The organism is Saccharopolyspora elongata, from assembly GCF_004348985.1.
Classification (GTDB): domain Bacteria; phylum Actinomycetota; class Actinomycetes; order Mycobacteriales; family Pseudonocardiaceae; genus Saccharopolyspora; species Saccharopolyspora elongata.
On the sequence record NZ_SMKW01000018.1, the window covers coordinates 60,805 to 79,338 of the forward strand.

Annotated in this window: 15 protein-coding genes; 3 read left to right on the top strand and 12 right to left on the bottom strand. The window is 69.9% G+C overall.

Going from position 1 to position 18,534, the window contains the following annotated elements; genetic code table 11:
- Positions 1-332 precede the first annotated feature (332 nt).
- From E1288_RS15710 to E1288_RS15755, 10 genes are all read right to left on the bottom strand, one after another.
- Positions 333-2,633, bottom strand: coding sequence for a PQQ-dependent sugar dehydrogenase (locus E1288_RS15710; protein ID WP_132485701.1), 2,301 nt, complete (start codon positions 2,631-2,633; stop codon positions 333-335).
- Between the two features lie 90 nt (positions 2,634-2,723).
- Positions 2,724-3,395, bottom strand: coding sequence for a hypothetical protein (locus E1288_RS15715; protein WP_132485703.1), 672 nt, complete (start codon positions 3,393-3,395; stop codon positions 2,724-2,726).
- Between the two features lie 19 nt (positions 3,396-3,414).
- Complete coding sequence (locus tag E1288_RS15720; protein ID WP_132485705.1) at positions 3,415-4,290, bottom strand: sugar phosphate isomerase/epimerase family protein; 876 nt, start codon at positions 4,288-4,290, stop codon at positions 3,415-3,417.
- Positions 4,287-5,444: a dihydrodipicolinate synthase family protein gene (locus tag E1288_RS15725; protein ID WP_132485707.1), complete on the bottom strand. Its 1,158-nt coding sequence runs from the start codon at positions 5,442-5,444 to the stop codon at positions 4,287-4,289. The genes E1288_RS15720 and E1288_RS15725 overlap by 4 nt, the downstream gene beginning before the upstream one ends.
- Positions 5,441-6,595 carry a Gfo/Idh/MocA family protein gene (locus tag E1288_RS15730; protein ID WP_207954369.1) on the bottom strand — a complete coding sequence of 385 codons (1,155 nt, stop codon included), beginning with the start codon at positions 6,593-6,595 and terminating at the stop codon, positions 5,441-5,443. Before E1288_RS15730 ends, E1288_RS15725 begins: the two co-directional genes overlap by 4 nt.
- A 2-nt stretch (positions 6,596-6,597) precedes the next feature.
- Positions 6,598-7,386, bottom strand: a complete 789-nt coding sequence (locus E1288_RS15735; RefSeq protein ID WP_132485709.1) for an ABC transporter ATP-binding protein — start codon at positions 7,384-7,386, stop codon at positions 6,598-6,600.
- A complete protein-coding gene (locus E1288_RS15740; RefSeq protein WP_132485711.1) occupies positions 7,376-8,110 on the bottom strand; it encodes an ABC transporter ATP-binding protein in 735 nt (244 codons plus the stop codon). The genes E1288_RS15735 and E1288_RS15740 overlap by 11 nt, the downstream gene beginning before the upstream one ends.
- A complete protein-coding gene (locus tag E1288_RS15745; protein ID WP_132485713.1) occupies positions 8,107-9,159 on the bottom strand; it encodes a branched-chain amino acid ABC transporter permease in 1,053 nt (350 codons plus the stop codon). Before E1288_RS15745 ends, E1288_RS15740 begins: the two co-directional genes overlap by 4 nt.
- The gene (locus E1288_RS15750; protein ID WP_132485715.1) at positions 9,143-10,027 is read right to left on the bottom strand and encodes a branched-chain amino acid ABC transporter permease; all 885 of its coding nucleotides are present in this window, start codon (positions 10,025-10,027) and stop codon (positions 9,143-9,145) included. Before E1288_RS15750 ends, E1288_RS15745 begins: the two co-directional genes overlap by 17 nt.
- 225 nt (positions 10,028-10,252) lie before the next feature.
- Positions 10,253-11,431, bottom strand: coding sequence for an amino acid ABC transporter substrate-binding protein (locus tag E1288_RS15755; RefSeq protein ID WP_132485717.1), 1,179 nt, complete (start codon positions 11,429-11,431; stop codon positions 10,253-10,255).
- A gap of 178 nt (positions 11,432-11,609) precedes the next feature.
- On the opposite strand from E1288_RS15755, the gene E1288_RS15760 reads away from it, so the two are divergent.
- On the top strand, positions 11,610-12,650 hold the full coding sequence (locus tag E1288_RS15760) for a LacI family DNA-binding transcriptional regulator (RefSeq protein WP_132485719.1): 1,041 nt from the start codon (positions 11,610-11,612) through the stop codon (positions 12,648-12,650).
- 38 nt (positions 12,651-12,688) lie between these two features.
- Here the strand turns inward: E1288_RS15760 and E1288_RS15765 are convergent, their stop codons facing one another.
- Positions 12,689-14,161, bottom strand: a complete 1,473-nt coding sequence (locus E1288_RS15765; RefSeq protein ID WP_132485721.1) for an amidohydrolase family protein — start codon at positions 14,159-14,161, stop codon at positions 12,689-12,691.
- Positions 14,158-15,426: an MFS transporter gene (locus E1288_RS15770; protein ID WP_132485723.1), complete on the bottom strand. Its 1,269-nt coding sequence runs from the start codon at positions 15,424-15,426 to the stop codon at positions 14,158-14,160. Before E1288_RS15770 ends, E1288_RS15765 begins: the two co-directional genes overlap by 4 nt.
- Before the next feature lie 211 nt (positions 15,427-15,637).
- Here E1288_RS15770 and E1288_RS15775 point away from each other — a divergent pair, with 211 nt between their 5' ends.
- Positions 15,638-17,224, top strand: a complete 1,587-nt coding sequence (locus E1288_RS15775; protein WP_132485725.1) for a PucR family transcriptional regulator — start codon at positions 15,638-15,640, stop codon at positions 17,222-17,224.
- A 3-nt stretch (positions 17,225-17,227) separates the two neighbouring features.
- The gene (locus E1288_RS15780; RefSeq protein WP_132485727.1) at positions 17,228-18,466 is read left to right on the top strand and encodes an NAD(P)/FAD-dependent oxidoreductase; all 1,239 of its coding nucleotides are present in this window, start codon (positions 17,228-17,230) and stop codon (positions 18,464-18,466) included.
- Positions 18,467-18,534 lie beyond the last annotated feature (68 nt).

Consider the following 18,534-nt stretch of genomic DNA (forward strand, 5'->3'; position numbering starts at 1 on the left):
AGAGGTCTCAGGCCCCAGTGCTAAGAGGTCGTTTCAGGATGGCTCCGCCCGGCTGATGCCGAAGGCGCCGGTGCCTGGCGCCGGATGGTGATTTCGCGCGAAATCACCATCCGGCCCTCACGAGGAACGGCGATTTCGCGCGAAATCACCGCCCTGCACCCCAGCCGGCCGCATGCCTACGCACCATGCTGAAACGACCTAAGTGCGTTCTTCTGCAGGCGAGTGGCGAGTTCTTCCCGGCCGAGCGCGGGTCGTGGGTTTCTGCGGCCGGCGAGCTCTGACGGTCGTGGGTCGGGGGCGGGGCGCGGGTGGGCCGCGCCCCGCCTCGGGGCTCAGCGTTGGAAGAAGCGGCGGTACTGGTGGGCTATCGCGTCTGGTTCTGCCGCCGTGTTCAGGAACATCAGCGAGTCCATCCGGCAGTTGCAGGGGTTTCGCTCCGCCGTGTTCTGCGGGAAGCTGCCGCCGATCTTGATCCCTCGCGGGTTCGTCTTCGTCGTTCCCGACCCGTCGAGCTGCCACGGATCGCCCGGGACCGTGTAGAAGCCCGGGAGCGGCTCGCCGTTGCGGTAGAGGGCGATTTCGCCCGTCGTGTAGTCGAACGTCGCCGCCAGGTGCACCCATTCGCCGGGCGGGAGCAGCTCGCGCCAGTCCTGCTCGGCGGCGAACGTCTGGGAGCTGCCGCCGTCGATGCGGCGACCCAGCCCCACCAGCCGCAGTTCACCGTCGACCTGGATCAGCTCCAGCAGCGCCCGGACGTCGTGGCCGTCGGAGTCGCCACTGAGTATCCCAGCGAGACCGACGGCGTTGTACCGGTCGCCCGGGTCCGGTGTGTTCGAGTCGGGGCTGGGGTTCTCGCCGGTCATCTTGAACCAGCCCATCACGGTCGCGCCCTCGACGCCGTTGAACGCGCTGAGCGACGAGACCCCGTTGCCGTCCCAGACACCGGCTTTCCAGTCGTCGTTGCCGGCCACTTCGGGGTTGACCTGCTGCGCTTGGAGGGCGTTGTTGCTGCCGGGGAACGCGCCGTCGGCCACCCGCATGTCCTCGCCGCCGCCCAGCAGGCTCAGCAGGGTGCGGGACGAGCCGCGGTCTAGCTCGCGGGAATCGTCGGCGGCGAAGGGGCGCTCGAAGTCGTAGTAGGCGACCAGGTTCCGCTGCACCTGCTCGGTGACCTCCGAGCCGGGGGCCGCGCGGGTTCCGACCACCTTCCAGATCTTGCCGTTGGCCTTGGCGAGCAGGTACAGGTTGCGCTGCGCGTCCGTGCCGAAGCGCAGGTCCACCCGGCCGTCGCCGACGAAGTCCGTCATCCGCATCTGCTTGCCCGCGGTGTCGAACAGCTGCAACTCGTGCAGGGGCGCGCGTTCCGCGCCGCGCTTCATCCGGTTGACGTCGGTGTAGAAAACGCGTCCGTCCACCAGATCGCCGAAGACGTACTTGCCCCGCAGCAGCGGGAATTGCGTTCCCCGGTACACCTGACCGCCGGAGATCGCGTGGCCGCTGTCGGAGTTGCACGGCCAGCCCTGCGGCGGATCGTGGTCGTAGGCCGCGACCGGGTAGACGTAGCCGTACTTCTCGTCGTCCGCCGGCAGCGGGTACAGGTAGCATTGGTTCTCCGGGCGGAAGGTGAAGTCGCCCTCGCGCTCGCTCCACCCGAAGTTGTCCCCGGCGCGGACCTCGTACACCGCCTCGATCGCGTGCTGGCCGATGTGGCCGAGGTACATCGCGTGCCGCCCCCCGGGATCCCAGCTGAACCGGTGCGGGTCGCGCATGCCGACTGCGTAGATCTCGCCCAGCGCGCCGGGTGTGCCGACGAACGGATTTGACGCCGGAATGCCGTACTGGCCGCTTGGGCCATCGTTGCCCGCCGGGTCGATCCGCAGGATCTTGCCCGCCGGGGTGCTCATGTCCTGCGGCACGTCGGAGTCCAGACCGATGCCGCCGTCACCGACTCCCAGGTACAGCAGGCCGTAGTCGGGGTCGCCCGGCCTGGCGGTGGGGTTGAAGTCGATCTGCTGGATCGCGTGGATCTGGGTGGTGAACCCGAAGCGGAAGATCTCCCGCTGGGAACCCGAGAACACGTCGGCGGCCGGATCGTCGGCGGTCCACTCGGTCACCACGCTCTGCACGGACGCGTTCGGCTGGTTCGGATAGGTCGGCTCCTCGGAGTCGATGGCCGCCTTGTCCTCGCTGTGCACCGTGTAGAACTTGCCGTTGCGCGCGAAGTCGGGGTGGAAGGCGACGAATCCGAAGCCGCTGCCCATCCCGCGCCCGGAGAAGAAGTGCTCGAAGCGCGCCTTGAAGTCCAGGTACACGTGCTGCTGACCGCCGTCCAGCAGGTACAGCGGACCGTTGAGGTCGGGTACGAACATCCGGCCGGAGCCGTCGGGCACCTCGCCGACGTAGTTGATCCGGTTGTGCCGGATCAGCCGCGGGTCGGTCGCCGGTGGCGTCGCCTCGGACGCGGGCAGCTGCGCGACCTCCTGGAGCACCAGGCCGAGCCGGGACTGCTGCGGCTCTTCGGGGATCGGATCGATGATCGGTTCGTCGGCGGCACCGGCCGCCGGTGGTGCTAACAGGGTCGCTGCGGCCACCACTGCGGTGACCGCGGCGCACCAAGATCTGCGCACGCGCATGGTAGGACTCCATCCCTCGCCGTTGTGGGTCGGTCATGGGGCGCAGGCCACCGGCGGAAAGCGGCGGACTGCGGGAGAAATTCCGGAAAGTCAGGAAGCGGGAGTGCCGATGATGGTGACGCCGCGGACGCGCCCGTAGTTGTCGAACGAGCCGAAACCGACCCGGCCACCGGAGAAGGTGGTGTCGGTCGCGGTCATCAGCGGCTCGTCGGCGCCGTCGACGTACACCGCGACCTCACCCCTCTGGGCGCGGTAGTCGAGGCGGACGTCGTGCCAGTCGGTGTCGCCTATGGCGGGCGGTGCGCCTGTGGTGCCGTCCCACTGGTCGTCGATGCGGACCCGGTCAGCGTTGTCGACGACGAAGATCCCGTTGTGCGGGTAGATCGTGTTGTCCTGCGACAGGTGCGCGTAGTAGAAGCGGGTGGGGGACTGGTAGTTGAAGATCAGCACGACATCGCGGTCGTTGCGGGTCACCGGTTCGTCGATGCGGACCTCGCCGGTCAGGCTCAGCGAGCCGAACTCCGGTCCTTTTCGGACGATGGCGTACTCGAACGGGCGGCGCGGGCCTTCCGGCGGCACTCCGCGATCGGTCATGACCACCTGACCGGCGGTGAACTCCCACTTCTCCGGCGTCAGCGGGGCCCAATGCCGGTCCGTGGCAGCGGGTCGGACCACCACGAGCCCCGGGGCGGCGGAGGCGGGCGGGATGGCCGTTGCGCACAGACCGATGACCAACCCGGTGAGCAATGTTCTTCGTCTCATGTGGACTTCCTCCTGGTGGCTAGAGGTGCGGCTCCACGAACTCGACGTATCGGCGGGTCAGGGTGGCGAGGACGTCGGAGCCGGGCGCGGCCCAGACGTCGGCGTTGAAGATCTCGACCTCGACGTCCCCGCGGTACCCGGCAGCTGAGACCGCGCGCGTGAGCGCTGCGAAGTCGATGTGGCCGTCGCCCACCATCCCGCGGCTGAGCAGTGTGTCCGCGGGTAGCGGGGTGATCCAGTCGCAGATCTGGTAGCCGACGATCCGCTGCCCGGCGCGCGCGATCTGCTCCAGCACGCCCGGCTCCCACCACACGTGGAACGTGTCGACCACGACGCCGACCACGTCCGGTGGGTGCTGCTCGGCGATGTCCAGGGCCTGGGCCAGGGTCGAGATCACCCCGCGGTCGGCGGCGAAGATCGGGTGCATCGGTTCGATGCCGAGTCGCACACCGCGTTCGCGGGCGTGCGGGACCAATGCTGCGACGGCATCGGCCACGCGCCGGCGGGCGCCGGCGAGATCGCGGTCGCCCGAGGGCAGCCCGCCGGGCACGAGCACCAGCGCGTCGCAACCGAGCGCTGCGGCCTCGTCGAGGGCGGTGATGTTGTCGCCGATCGGATCGCCGGAGGTGAAGAAACCGCCGCGGCACAGCGAGGACACCCGCAGCCCGGCATCGCGGACCATCCGCGCGGCGACCTCCAGCCCGACCTCCGCAACCGGTTCGCGCCAGACCCCGATGCTGCCGAGCCCGGCGGCCACGCAGCCCGCCACCGCCTCGCGCAGCGACCAGTTGGCGGTGGTGCGCTGGTTCAGCGAGAGCCGGGCCAGCCGCGGGTCACCGGGCTGCGGAGTCGGCACCCTGGCCGGTGCGTTCGTCGGCACGTCGCGCGCGCTCATGCAGCGGCCCCCGCAGCGTCGAGCCACAACCGCATCCGCTGCGCGGCGAACTCCGGATCGACCAGCAACTGCGCGTCGTTGGCCAGCGCGAAGATCCGCGCCAGATGCACGATGCTGCGCGCGGAGTGCAACCCGCCGAGCATCGTGAAGCCCGGCTGGTGGCCGTTGAGCCAGCTCAGGAAGGCGATCCCGGTCTTGTAGTAGAAGGTCGGTGCGCTGAACACGTGCCGCGACAGCGGGAGCGTCGCATCCATTTCCGCGTCGTAGGTCGCGAGGTCGCCATCGTCGAGCGCGGCCAGCGCCGCCGACGCGGCCGGGGCGATCGCGGCGAACGCGCCGAGCAGCGCGTCCGAGTGGTGTTGCGAGTCGCCGCGGATCAGCTCCGGGTAGTTGAAGTCGTCACCGGTGTAGAGGCGCACGCCGGTCGGCAGCGCGGCGCGCAGACCACGCTCGTGCTCGGCCGACAGCAGGGACACCTTCACGCCGTCGACCTTCGCGGCGTGGTCGCGGACGAGGTCGAGGAAGGACTCGGTGGCTGTGGGCAGGTCGGTCGAGCCCCAGTAACCGGCCAGGTGCGGGTCGAAGACCTCGCCGAGCCAGTGCAGGATCACCGGCTCGGCGACCTGCCGCAGCACCGCGTCGTACACCCGCCGGTAGTCGTCGGCGGCGCGGGCGATGGCGGCCAGCTGACGGGAGGCCATCACGATCACCTGCGAACCGGTCGACTCCACGAAGCCGACTTGCTCCTCGTAGGCCGCGACGACCTCGTCGAGGGTAGTGGCCCCGGCCCGGTGGTCGGTGCCCGCCCCGGAGGCGATCCGAGCGCCGGAGGAGCGGGCCTGATCGGCGCTGCGGCGGACGAGTTCCTGCACCGCGGGCCAGTCCAGGCCCATGTTGCGCTGCGCGGTGTCCATCGCTTCCGCCACCCCGAGCCCGTAGCGGAACAGCTCACGGCGGAAGGCCAATGTGGACTCCCAGTCCACTGCCGCCGGCGCCCCCGGGGTGTTGTCGCCGAGCGGGTCGGCGACGACGTGCGCGGCGGCGAACGCGACCCGCGAGCCGTACGGCTGCGGATGTTCCTTCCACCGCCTGGGTTCGCGCAGCACGACTCGCGCCCAGGTGCCCTGGCCGGTGGGCAGTTCGATCGCGGTCATGCCGCGCCGCCGGTGGGCAGCTCGATGCGGCGGCCCTCTGCCGACGAGGTGAGACCGGCGGCGGCGAGCCGGAGGCCGCGCACCCCGGCCGCCAGGTCGTAGGGGTGCGGCCTGCCGTGGTGCACGTCCAGCAGGAACCGCTCCCACTGCGCGCGGAAACCGTTGTGGAACTCCGCGTTGTCGGGGATTTCGTCCCACTGGCCGCGGAAGTCCTCGGTGGTGGGCACGTCGGGGTTCCACGACGGCCGCGGGGTGCGCACCCGCGGCTGGATCCGGCAGCCGAACAGGCCCGCGACCGCCGACCCGTGCGTGCCGTCGACCTGGAACTCCAGCAGTTCCTTGCGTTCCACCCGCACCGCCCACGACGAGTTGATCTGCGCGATGACCCCGCCGTCGAGCTCGAAGATCGCGTAAGCCGCGTCGTCGGCGGTGGCGTCGTAGCGCTGCCCGTCCTCGTCCCAGCGCTCCGGGATGTGCGTGACGGCCTTCGCGGTGACCGCGCGGACCCGGCCGAAAATGTTCTCCAGCACGTAGTTCCAGTGGCAGAACATGTCCAGCACCACGCCGCCGCCATCCTCGGCCCGGTAGTTCCAGCTCGGCCGCTGCGCGGGAAGCAGGTCGCCCTCGAATACCCAGTAGCCGAACTCCCCGCGCACGGAGAGGATCCGGCCGAAGAAGCCCGCGTCCACCAGCCGCTTGAGCTTCTGCAAGCCCGGCAGGAAGATCTTGTCGTGCACGACGCCGTTGACGACCCCGGCGTCTTCGGCCGCCTTCACCAGTTCCTCGCCTTCGGCCACGGTCTCGGCCACAGGCTTCTCGGCGTAGACGTGCTTGCCCGCGGCCACGGCCTTCAGCACGGCCTTGCGGCGCTCGCTGGTGACCTGGGTGTCGAAGTAGATCTCCGCGGCGTCCTCGGCCAGCAGCGCGTCGAGATCGGTGCTCCACTCGGCGATGTCGTGCTGGGCGGCGATGCGGGCCAGCTTCTCGGCGTTGCGGCCGACCAGGACCGGCTCGACCTGGATGCGGCTACCGTCGGCGAGCGGCACGCCGCCGTCGTCGCGGATCGCCAGCACCGAACGCAGCAGGTGCTGGCGGTAGCCCATCCGGCCGGTGACGCCGTTCATCAGGATGCGGTAGGTGCGATCGGTCATCGTCACTGGCTCCCTGTCTTCAACGTCTTCGACGATGTGGTGCTGGAGCGTCGATTGCCGAGGTAGAGCTCGCCGAGTTTCGGGTCGGCGAGCAGGTCGGATGCCGGGCCGGAGATGTGCACCCGGCCGAGGTCGAGTACGCAGCCCAGGTCGGCGACCTCCAATGCGCGGCGGGCGTTCTGCTCCACCAGCAGCACCGCCGTCCCCGCATCGCGCATCCGCGCCACCTGGGCGAACACGGTCTCGGTCGCCTTGGGGTCCAGGCCCATCGACGGCTCGTCGAGCAGCACGACCTTCGGGCTGACCATCAGCGACCGGGCGAACTCCACCTGCTTCTGCTGGCCGCCGGAAAGCGCCCCGGCCAGCGCGTCCCACCGCTCGGCCACGACCGGGAACAGCTCCTTGACGAAGGCCACGCGGTCGGCGATCTTGGACCTGTCCCGCAGCGTGTACGCGCCGAGCAGCACGTTCTCCGCGACCGTCATCTCCTTGAACACGCTGTGCCCCTGGAGCACGTGGGACAGGCCGGCTTCGAGCATCTGCTGCGGGCGGCGGCTCGTGACGTCCTTCCCGCACACCAGAATCCGGCCGGATCGCGGCGTGAGCATGCCGCTGGCGACCTTGAGCACTGTGGACTTCCCGGCGCCGTTGGGCCCCACGAGGCAGACCACGCTGGCCGACGGCACCCGCACTGTCAGCCCGCGCAGCACTAGCGCCGCGCGCCCGTACCCGGCCTCGACGTCGACGAGTTCGAGCAGGTGCTCGCCCGAACCCCGCTGCTCAGATCCCAAGGTAGGCCTCCAGGACTCGTGGGTCGTTGCGGACCTCGTCGGGCGTGCCCGCGGCGATCGGCCGCCCGCGGTCGAAGACGACCACGTGGTCGGACAGGCTCATCACCAGGTCCATGTTGTGCTCCACGATCAGGAAGGTCCGGCCCTCGGCGTTGAGCGCGCGCACCAGCTCCCCGATCCGCTCGATCAGCGCCGGGTTCACCCCGCCCGCGGGCTCGTCGAGCAGGACCGTCTCGGGATCGGCCATCAGCACCCCGGCGAGTTCGAGCAGCTTCTGCTGGCCGTAGGACAGGTCGCGGGCTTGCACGTCGGCCAGGTGCTCGATGCCGACGCGGGTGAGCAGTTCGCGCGCCCGGTCCAGGTCGGCGCGCTGGCGCGCGGAGACCAGCTGGCCGAGCAGGGTTCGGGAGCGGACCGGGACCAGCAGGTTCTCCAGCGCCGTCATCCGCGGGAAGATCCGGCACAGCTGGAAGCTGCGGCCGATGCCCGCGCGGGCGATCCGGTGCGGCGGACGGCCGGTGATGTCCCGGCCGTGGTAGCTCGCGGTGCCCGAATCGGGTTTGATCATCCCGGTGACGCAGTTGAAGAACGTGGTCTTACCCGATCCGTTGGGGCCGATCAGCGCGTTGACCTTGCCGTGCCGGAAGGCGACGGTGGCCCCGTCGACGGCGCGCACTCCGCCGAAGGACTTGGTCAGGCCGGTGGTTTCCAGTCCCGTGCTCACAGGCGCGCCTCCTCGACGGTCCCGGCCCGGCGCTGCTCGGCGAGCTCGGCCTGGCTGACTTCCCGGATCGACGCCGTCCGCGGGCGGAACCGGTGCAGCAGGTCGCGCAGCGCCGGGATGATCCCGTCCGGCATGAACAGCACGACTGCGGCGAGCAGCACGCCCAGCGCGACCAGGTGCAGCTGGGTGTCGCCGTACTGGGCCTTGAAGTACTCCACGGCGTAGCCGACGATCACCGCGCCGAGCACCGGCCCGAACAGGCTGCGCACGCCGCCGAGCAGGCTCATCAGCACCAGGTAGGAACCGGTCAGCACGGAGAACTGGAAGATCGGGTCCAGGAACCCGAACCACAGCGCGTAGAGCCCGCCGCCCAGGGCGGTGAAGAACGCCGAGACGACGAACGCGACGAGCTTGTAGGTGAAGGTCGGCACCCCGAGCGCTTCGGCCTTGTCCTCGTCTTCCCGGATCGCCTTCAGCCCGGAGCCGAACCGGGAGCGGTCGATCGCCCACCAGCACAGCAGGGCGACGGCCAGCAGCGCGGCGTGCAGGTAGAAGAACCGCTCGTGCTGCTCGGGGCGGAGCACGTCCGGGCCGAACGGGCGCGGTACGCGCAAACCGTTCGAGCCGCCGGTGAAGTCTCCCCAGCTCTGGAAGACCAGCAGCGTGATCAGCACCAGCGCGATCGAGACGATGACGAACGACGCACCGCGCACCCGCAGGCTGGCGATGCCGATCGGCACCGCGAGCACCGCGACGACCACGCCGCCGAGGACGAGCGCGAGCCACGGGTTCAGATCCGCGCGCACGACCAGCAGCGCGGTGGCGTAGCCGCCGAGCCCGGAGTACGCCGCGTGGCCCAGCGAGACGTAGCCGGTGAACCCGCCTACGAAGTTCCACGACGTGGCCAGCACGGCATAGCTCATGATCACCACGCCGACCGACAGGATGAACGGATCCGGTGCCAGCGCGGGGAAAGCGACCACCAGCGCGGCCAGCGCGAGAAGGCCGACGAGCTTCGCGGCGCGGGCGGGATCAGAAACGCTGCGCAAGGCGGCCTCCGAAGAATCCCTGGGGGTGCAGCAGCAAGGTGGCGAACAGCGCGACGTAGAAAACCGTTTGCGCCCAAGTCGTTCCGAGCGGCAGCTGGAGCAGGCTCTGGCCGAGCCCCAGCACCATGGCGGCGATCGCCGCCCCCGGGATGCTGCCCAGCCCACCCACCACGATGATCGCCATCAGCGGGCCGATCCAGTGCCAATGCAGCGAGGGGTAGATCGTGGAGTCCAGGGCCAGCGCAGTCCCGCCGATCGCCGCGGTGGCCAGGCCCAACCCGAACCCGTAGCCGGCGATCCGGCCGGTGTTGATGCCGACCAGCTGCGCGGCCTCCCGGTGCTGGATCGTGGCGCGCAGCGCCTGGCCGAACCGGGTCTTCTTCAGCAGCAGGTAGAGCCCGGCCAGCGACGCCGCGGCGAGGCCGAACGCGATCAGCTTCACCACCGGGATGCTGGCGCCGAAGAACTGGATGTCCGCGCCGGAGTAGGGCAGCTGGATGCGCCGGTGGGTGCCGCTGAAGACGAGCCCGAGCGCGCCCTCGATCACCAGCGCGACGGCGAACGTCAGCAGCACCGACATCATGGTCAGCGTCGCCGGGCGGAGCCGCGAGATCAGCAGCCGCTGCATGAGCACGCCCACCGCGAAGAACAGCGGGACGGTCACCAGCAGCGACAGCAGCGGGTCCAAACCGGTCTGGAGGTTGAAGAACCAGGCCAGGTACGCCGCCAGGATCAGGAAGGCCGAGTGCGCCAGCATCACCACGCGCATCACGCCGAAGTACAGCGTCAGGCCCGCGGAGAGGAGGGCGTAGAGCCCGCCGAGCAGCCCCCCGAGCACCAAGCTCTGCAACAGAAGCGATCCGGTCATTTAGAGCCTCTTTCCAGACTCGTTTTGCGTTGGCGGTGCGGGTAGCGGCCCCCCTGCGGGAATTACGGTCGCCTTCTCGCTGTGGGATCCCCGACTCATGAATGCCAATTCACCACGTCGGGGCTGTCCTCGCGAGAAGACCCCTGAGAACCCGCGGCGGTGCCGGTTGGGAGGGTGGGCTAAGCGGCTGCGCCGCTTCAAAGACAAAGACCAGTCTCTTGTGCATCACCACGCCGGCTTGGGGTGGACCAGGTCGGCTTCCTTGGTCTCCGCGGGCAGCACGATGCGGATCCGGCCGCCGACGTACTGCTGGATCAGGTGCGCGCCGCGCGGTTTTCCGGTGGCGTCCCAGCTGAGCTTGCCGACCACGGTGTCGACCTCGTTCTGGTGCAGCCAGTCGATGAGCCTGCGCTGGCAGTCGGGGTCCGGATCGGCGCAGCCGACGGCCTGCACGGCGGCGGCCACGACCTGCCCGGTGGTCCACGCGTTCGCCTCGTCCTCGTTGGGCTGGGAGTTGAACATCCGGGTGTAGTGCTCGACGAACTCCTTGTTGGACGGGAAGTTCGCTTCCGGCGTGTACCCGGTGGGGGAGAGGATTCCCTCGGTCTGCTCGCCGATGGCCTTGGCGAACTCCGGGTTGGTCGGTGCGGTGGAGAAGGCCGCCATCGAGGGCTGGTAGCCGAGTTGGCGCAACGCCAGGATGAGGTTGACCGCGTCCTGGTACTGCGTTCCGCCGACGACGAGGTCCGCCCGTGAATCGGCGATCTTGGCCGCGATGGAACCGAAATCCGTGGTGTTGGGCGGGTAGACCTCATCGACCACCGTGCGGATTCCCGCCGCTTCGAGCTTGCCCTTCAAACCGTAGGCGGTGCCCTGCGCGAACGGGTCGTCCATGGCCGCGTACGCGGCGGTTTTCGGGCGTTGATCGGCGGGCATCGCCAGGATCGCCGCGGCCAAGTGGTTGTAGTGGTCCTCGGCGACCGCGGGCGCGGCGTAGAAGAGGTTGTCGAAGCCCTGGTTGAACACTTCCTCGGCGGCGCCGGCCGGTTCGACGAACAGGAAGCCGTAGTCCTTGGCGACCTGCGCCGCCGGGATCACCAGACGGGTGGAGAAGGGTCCGAAGACCAGGTCGGCGCCGTCCTGGTTGATCAGCTTCTCGTAGTCGGCCGCGACGCGGTCGGCGCTGGACTGGTCGTCGAGGATGGTCAGCTCGACCTTGCGGCCCAGCAACCCGCCGCGGGCGTTGACGTAGTCGGCCCACGCTTCGTAACCGCGGCGGACGCCCTTGCCAGGCTCGGAGAAGTCGCCGGTGAGGGGCAGGGAGATGCCGATCTGGATGCTGTCGTCGTTGCCTCCGGCGCCCGAGCTGAGGCAGCCGGTCAGCGCGAGGCTCGCGCTGGTCACGAGTACACCTAGTCGAAGACGTTGTGAAATTTTCATGGTCCACCCGTCGTTGGGGGCATCCGCAAGCGCTTTCGTAAGCGCTTACGGCAGAATAGGAACCATCGGACGAAGTGGCAAGGTCACGGATCATGATGGTGGGCGCGGACCGCAGGGCGGACCGGAGCGGAAGGGGTCACGGATGCCACAGCAACGCGCGAGGCTCAGGCTCATCGACGTCGCCGAGCGGGCCGGGGTGTCGATCGCTGCGGCGTCGCGGGCGCTGTCCGGGTCCGCGGGCGTCAGCGACGCCATCGCCGAGCGGGTGCGCGAAGTCGCCGCGCAGATGGGCTACGTCGCCAACGTGCACGCCCGCACGCTGGCCGGCGGCGCGAGCACGAGCGTCGGACTGCTCGTGCACGAGATCGGCGACCCCTACTTCACCGAGATCGCCAGCGGGGTGCTGCGCGTCGGCGCGCAGCAGGGCCTGACCGTGCAGATCTGCCACACGGGGCGCGACCCGGAGAACGAGCTCGTCCAGGTCCGCACGCTGATCGCCAACCGGGTCCGGGCGATCATCATTGCCGGCTCGGGTTTCGTGGATGCGCGGAAGCAGGCGCCGGTGAAGCAGGACCTCCAGGCGTTCCAGGAAGCAGGGGGCCGCGTCGCGGTGATCGGGCGCCACCACCTCGGCACCGACGCGGTGCTGCCGGACAACACCGCGGGTGGCCGGTCGATCACCGAGCACGTGCTTTCCCTGGGGCACCGGCGGATCGCCTTCGTCGCCGGCCCCCGGGCCCTGACTACAGTGGCCGATCGCCTCGCGGGCGCCGCGCAGGCATTGGAAGCGGCCGGACTGTCAATTGAGGACATTCCTGTCATCGAGGAAGCGTTCACGCGCGACGGAGGCACGCTGGCCATGCGGCGCGTCCTCGACGAGCACCCCGACGTGACCGCGGTGATCGCGCTCAACGATGACATGGCGATCGGTGTCCTCGCCGCCCTGCGAGCGCGCGGAATGACTGTGCCGAAGGACATTTCGGTGGCGGGCTTCGATGACGTGGCCGTCGCGGAGCACCTGTCGCCGGCGCTGACGACGGTCCGGTTGCCAATGGCGGAAATGGGAGAGCAGGCGTTGCTCCTCGCCTTGAAGGAACCGCCGGCCCGCCCCCGTCGCCGCACCACGGCGCACTCCCTGGTGGTGCGCGAGTCCACCGCCCCGCCCCCGCGCCGCAAGCGGTGACTCCGCACCGCCACCGTGATCACGAGGGCTCAACGGCGCTATCGGTGTCGGACCGGTTTGCCGGGCAGTGCGTCGGTGCACAGCTCTCCGTCGCGCACGACGAACGTTCCCGAGACCAGCACGTGGCGGAATCCGGTGGACGGCCGCGCGGTGTCGGCGTAGGTCGACTCGTCGGTCACCGCTTCCGGGTCGAAGACGACGATGTCGGCGTCGCTGCCCGGTTGGATCCGGCCCTTGCGCCGCATCGCGGGTACCGCGGAGCCGAGCACGTCGGCAGGCACCAGGCTGCAGCGGCGCACTGCCTCCGGCAGGCTCAACTCGCCGGATTCGCGGACCAGGAGTCGCAAGCTGCGGGCGAAAGTGCCGGCGGTGCGGGGGTGGGTGACCACGTCGGGCGCCAGGGGCCACTGCAGCGGATCGCGTGGCGAGGACCGCCAGAGCAGCGGTGCTGCGTCGCTGGCGACCGCCGCGTCGGTGAAGGTGAGCGCACGCTTCAGGTAGGCGAGGTCCGCCGGGTCGTTCTCGTCGAAGAAGTGCACGAACGCCGCGCCGCCCGGGTCCTGCTCGCGCACCTTCCGCAGCGTCGCCTCGTCCGGGATGCGTTCGCCGGTGGCCAGGTAGCCGATGGAGTGGGGCGTCAAACCCCGTCGGTGCAGCAGTTCTGGCGCGAGGAACGCCGCGCCGATGCCGGTCATGCCTGCGCCGTACGGGTAGGCCTCGGTCGTGACCCGGGAGCCTTCCGAACGCACCTTCTGCACCAGCCCCAGCACGCGATCCACCTGCCGCAGCGAGGTGCTGTTGACGTGGCAGTAGTGCATGTGTGCGCCGGTTTCCGCCGCAGCCCGCACGATCTCCTCTGCGCCGTCGATCGGGGTCTGCGGGTCCATCTCGACCAACTCGCGCGCGTGCGTGTACGTCGGGAGCCCGGCTCTGGCGGCGAGCCCGGCGACGGCGAGGTATTCGGACGGGTCGATCCACGGTGCGTAGCCGACGAGGATGCCGATGCCCAGCGCGCCGTCGGCCAGATCGGCCTCCAGCACGCCGAGCACCCGCTGCACATCGGCTGGTGATGCGGGCCGTTGCCAGGGTTCTCGCCCGATGTTGGCGAAGAAGTCGTCGAGCGTGCCGGTGGGTTTGATGCCGAGCACGACGTGCATCCGCGCCACCGCCCACGACGTGGAGAAGCCGTAGTTGATCGGGCGCCCCTCAAGCGCTGCTTGGCGGTAGGCCGGTGCCACCGGGTACACCCCGGCTTCCAGTTCGAGCGCGGTGGTCACGCCGTCCATGGCCTGCAGGCGTTGCGTGGCGATGTCCGGGCTGTGGCTGTGCAGGTCGATGAAACCGGGGCTGACGACGTGCCCGGTGACGTCCACCACGGACCTCCCGGTCAACGGGCCGGACCTGATCTCCCGGACCGCGCCGCCGGAGATCCCGACGTCGCGGACCGCATCCAGTCCGGTTTCGGGGTCGATCACCCGCCCGCCGCGAAGCACCAGGTCGTAGTCCGTCATGCCTTGCTCCTTCCAGCGTGGATGTCAAAATCGGCCGGGCGCTTCGGCACGATCAGGGCGAGCAAGGCGCCGAGCACCGTGCTGCCGATCAGGAAACCGAACGCTGCGGTGTAGGAGAAGTGGTCCACCAGCCAACCCATCGCCACCGGTGCGATCACCCCGGCGAGTTGTCCGCCGGCGTTGACCACCCCCATGCCGGACCCGACCACAGCCGGCGGCAGCGCTCGCACCGGCATGCCGAGGATGCTCATGTAGGCGAATCCGGCGATGCCCATCGCGATCGTCTGGTAGAACGTGAACTCACCAGCGGTGTCGGCGTTGAGCATCAGGGCCAGCATCGCGGCGGCGGCCAGCAGCACCGGGATGACGAACCAGCGCGCCCGCTCGGTGAAGAACCGGTCGAACAGCCAACCGCCGAGGAACGTGCACACGCACATCACCAGCAGCGGGATCGCGGCGAGCACGCCGGTGTTCAGCAGCGAAATGCCGCGTTCCTCCAGCAGGTAGCTCGGAACCCAGGTGATCATCCCGTAGCCGAGCATGTTCGTCGCGCAGAACAAGGCGGCGAACTTCCACACCGCCGCGGACCGCAGGACGTGGCGCATGGACACGGTCGTCCGGTTCGGGAGCGGAACCTCGGTCAGCCGGGTGGGCAGCGGCTTCGGCAGCATCGCCCACAGCAGGATGCCGATCACCACGCCCACCAGCGCGGTGACCCAGAACGTGTGCCGCCAGCCGAGCGCGAACACCACCGGCGCGGCGATCAGCGGGGCCAACCCGGCGCCCAGGTTGTTGGAGGCCAGCATGGCGCCGGCCGCGGTGGCCCGGTGGCTCGGGGGCGTGCGCTCGGCGATCGCCTTGAACGACGCGCCGGGGAACAGCCCTTGGCCCACCCCGAAGAGGGCACGGACCACCAGCAGGGAGACGAAGCCCCACATGGCTCCGGTGAGAGCGGTGAAGGCCGACCACAGCAGCAGCGAGATGATCAGCAGCCGTCGCGCCCCGAACCGGTCGGCGAGGACGCCGCCGGGAATCTGGCAGACCAGGTACACCAACGAGAAGGCGGTGATCAGCCAGCCCTGCGAGGTCTTGCTGAGGTCGAACTCCGCCCCGATGAACGGCAGCGCGACCGCCATCATGACCCGGTCGACGTAGTCGATGACCCAAACGCCCATGAGCAGCGCGATGGTGACGGTGGCGGTGCGGCGAATGTGGGACGGGGTCACGGCCGGTTGCTCGGTCGTGTTGGTCGCGGTGGAATCCATCTTTCCTCCACGGCTGTTCGGCGTTCGCTGATTGTTGTGTCGAGCCGGCCCGGTTGGCTTCGTCGGGTCAGACGAAACTGGGCGGCCCCCGCTCTGGTGATCGCACGAAGCGCCCAGGCCGCGGATCGGTGAGGCTGTGGTCATGTGCCCAGCCGCGGAACCGCTCGTCGACGGGGTCGAGGTGGGCCCGCCGCTGAGGCAGTATCGGCGGATGAACGCTCGGCCGAGGGCCAGCTTGGCCCGCATTCTGGAAGATCTCGGCAGCACCGTGCTCGACGTCGCGGTGTGCCCGGATCCGCCGCCGTCGGAGGTCACCACCGTCGCCGTGCACGACCCCGACGAGCACCTGAAACCACCGGCCGGTGCCCTGGTGCTCGGCGTCGGGGTGGCAGATCCGGGGGATCTGCTGCTGCAACTGGGGCGACATGCCGCGTCGGCCCTGGTGGTCCGCGGGCCGCTGGTCGTCGACGAACCGCTGCGCGAGGCCGTCCGATCCTCCGGAGTGGCGCTGCTGAGCGCGAGCGGCGCTGCGTCCTGGACCCAGATCTTGTTGCTGGTGCGCACTGTTCTGCTGGACGGTGAGCTCGACGAGCGGCAGGCGGAGCTGACCGGCAACCACATCGGCGAACTGTTCGCCCTGGCCAACGCGGTCGGAGCGGCGCTCGACACGCCGGTGACCATCGAGGACCGCTCGGCGCGGGTGGTGGCCTTCTCAGCGGATCAGGCCGCCGCCGACGCACCGAGGGCGGCGACCGTGCTCGCCCGGCAGGTGCCACCGGAATGGCAGAAAAGGCTCGCCGACAACGGGGTTTTCGAGCGGCTCTACCGCACCAGCGAACCGGTGTGGGTCGACTTGGGCGGTGCGGATGTGCTTCCCCGCGTGGCGGTGGCGGTGCGCGCTGGCGAGGAAATCCTGGGCGCGATGTGGGCGGCGGTGCGTCGGCCGTTCACCGCGGACGAGGAGCGTGCGTTCGTCGCTGCCGCGAAGACGGCGGCATTGCACTTGCTGCAACAACGCGCGGCCGAGAACGCGGGGAAGTGGCGTCGATCGGAGCTGGTCCGACGCGTGTTGACCGGCGGCAGCGGCGCGGAGCTCGCGGCGCGGCGGCTGGAGCTGGCGGAGGTCCCGCTGTGCGTCGTGGCCGCCGAGCCGTCCGACCGGCACGAGGACGGCGCCGAGCGCGAGCTGGCAGCAGAGCGCTTATGCGAACTGCTGAGCTTGCACCTCGCGGTGCGGCAATCCAAAGTCGCGACGGCGTCGGCACTGGGGACCGCCTACGCGATCTTGCCGCTGACAACGGCGGATCCGGATGCCGAGTCCAGGAACGCATTGGGCTTGTTGCAAGGTTTCGCGACTCGCCGCGACGCTGCAGCGATCGTCGGGATGGGGCGCGTCGCGTGGTCGCCGGGGGAGGCGCCGCGTTCTCGCGCGGACGCGGATGCGGTGCTGGACGTGCTGCGCAGCGGTGACCGGCGGACTGCGCGGGTGGACGAGGTGTGGGAGCGGCTGTTCCTGGCACGGCTGTGGGATCTGGTGGTCGACGACGAGGAACTGCGCGATGGGCCGGTCCAGGCCCTGACCGCCTACGACGCCGACCACCACAGCCAGCTCGTCGCGACCCTCTCCGCTTACCTCGACGCGTTCGGTGATGTGGCGAGGACCGCGCAAGTGATGCACGTGCACCCCAACACCCTGCGCTACCGGCTGCGACGGATCACCGAGGTCAGCGGCCTGGACCTGAGCAATCCGGATGCCCGTCTCGCGGTGGGCTTGCAACTGCGCGTTCAAGGAGGGTGACAGGTGGTTTCTCATGTACCCGCGCCTCGCCGGGTCGTGGTGGTCGGTGCCGGCGTGGTGGGCCTTTCCACCGCCTGGTTCCTGCAGGAACGCGGCGTGGAGGTCGTGGTGCTGGACCGCAGCGGCGTCGCCGCGGGCGCCTCGTGGGGCAATGCGGGCTGGCTGACCCCGAGCCTCGCCACCCCGCTGGGAGAGCCCAGCGTGCTGGTGTCGGCGCTGCGGTCGCTGGGGGATCCGAACGCCGCGTTGCACATTCCGCTGCGTCCGGACCCGGCGGTGCTGGCGTTCCTCGCCCGTTTCGCCGCCCGCTGCACGCCCCGGGCTTGGCGGCGTTCGATGGCGGCATTGGTGCCGGTGAACCGACTGGCGTTGCAGACCTTCGACGAGCTGACCACCGGTGGTGTGCGGGCCAGCACCCACAGCGGCCCCATCCTGGTCGGGTTCGCGGATCCGGCCCACAGCGCCGCGCTGCGTCACGAGCTCGAACAGGTCAGCCGCGCCGGTTTGGACGTCCGCTGGCAGCCGGCGAATCCGGCGATTCCCCAGCTGTCCGACCAGATCGTCGAGGTCCTGGAACTCGACGGCCAGCGATACCTGGAGCCCGGCCCGTTCGTGCAGGCCCTCGCCGAATCGGTCCGCGAACGCGGCGGACGCATCGTCGCAGGCGCACGAGTGCGAGCGATGCGGCACGGTCCGGGCGGTATCGCGGTGGAAACGTACACCGGCCCGCCGGAACTCGGCGACGCAGTGGTCGTCGCGACCGGCTCGTGGCTCCCGGAATTGGCCAGGAAGCTGGGTGTGCGCACCCAGGTGCAGGCCGGTCGCGGCTACTCTTTCAGCGTCCCGACGGACGAACCGGCCGAGACGCCGGTCTACTTCCCGGCCGCGAAGGTGGCGTGCACCCCGTACCAGGGCCGGCTGCGCATCGCGGGCACGATGGAGTTCCGCGGCCCGGACGACCCGCTGCAGCCCGGCCGCGTCGATGCGATCGTCCGCTCGGTGAAGCCGCTGCTGTCCGGTGTGGACTGGTCGGGTGCCCAGGACATCTGGGTCGGTCCGCGGCCGATGACTCCGGACGGGCTCCCGCTGCTCGGAGCGACCAGGGCACCGGGCATCTTCGTCGCAGGAGGCCACGGGATGTGGGGAGTGACGTTGGGGCCGATCAGCGGCAAGCTGCTCGCCGAACGCATCGTGACCGGCACGACGGCTCCAGAACTCCGCCCGTTCGACCCACTGCGCTGATCGCCCTGCGTTGACGTCCGACCGATGCCTGGCTCACTTGGCGGCCGGGCTGCCGCTGTGAAGCGGAT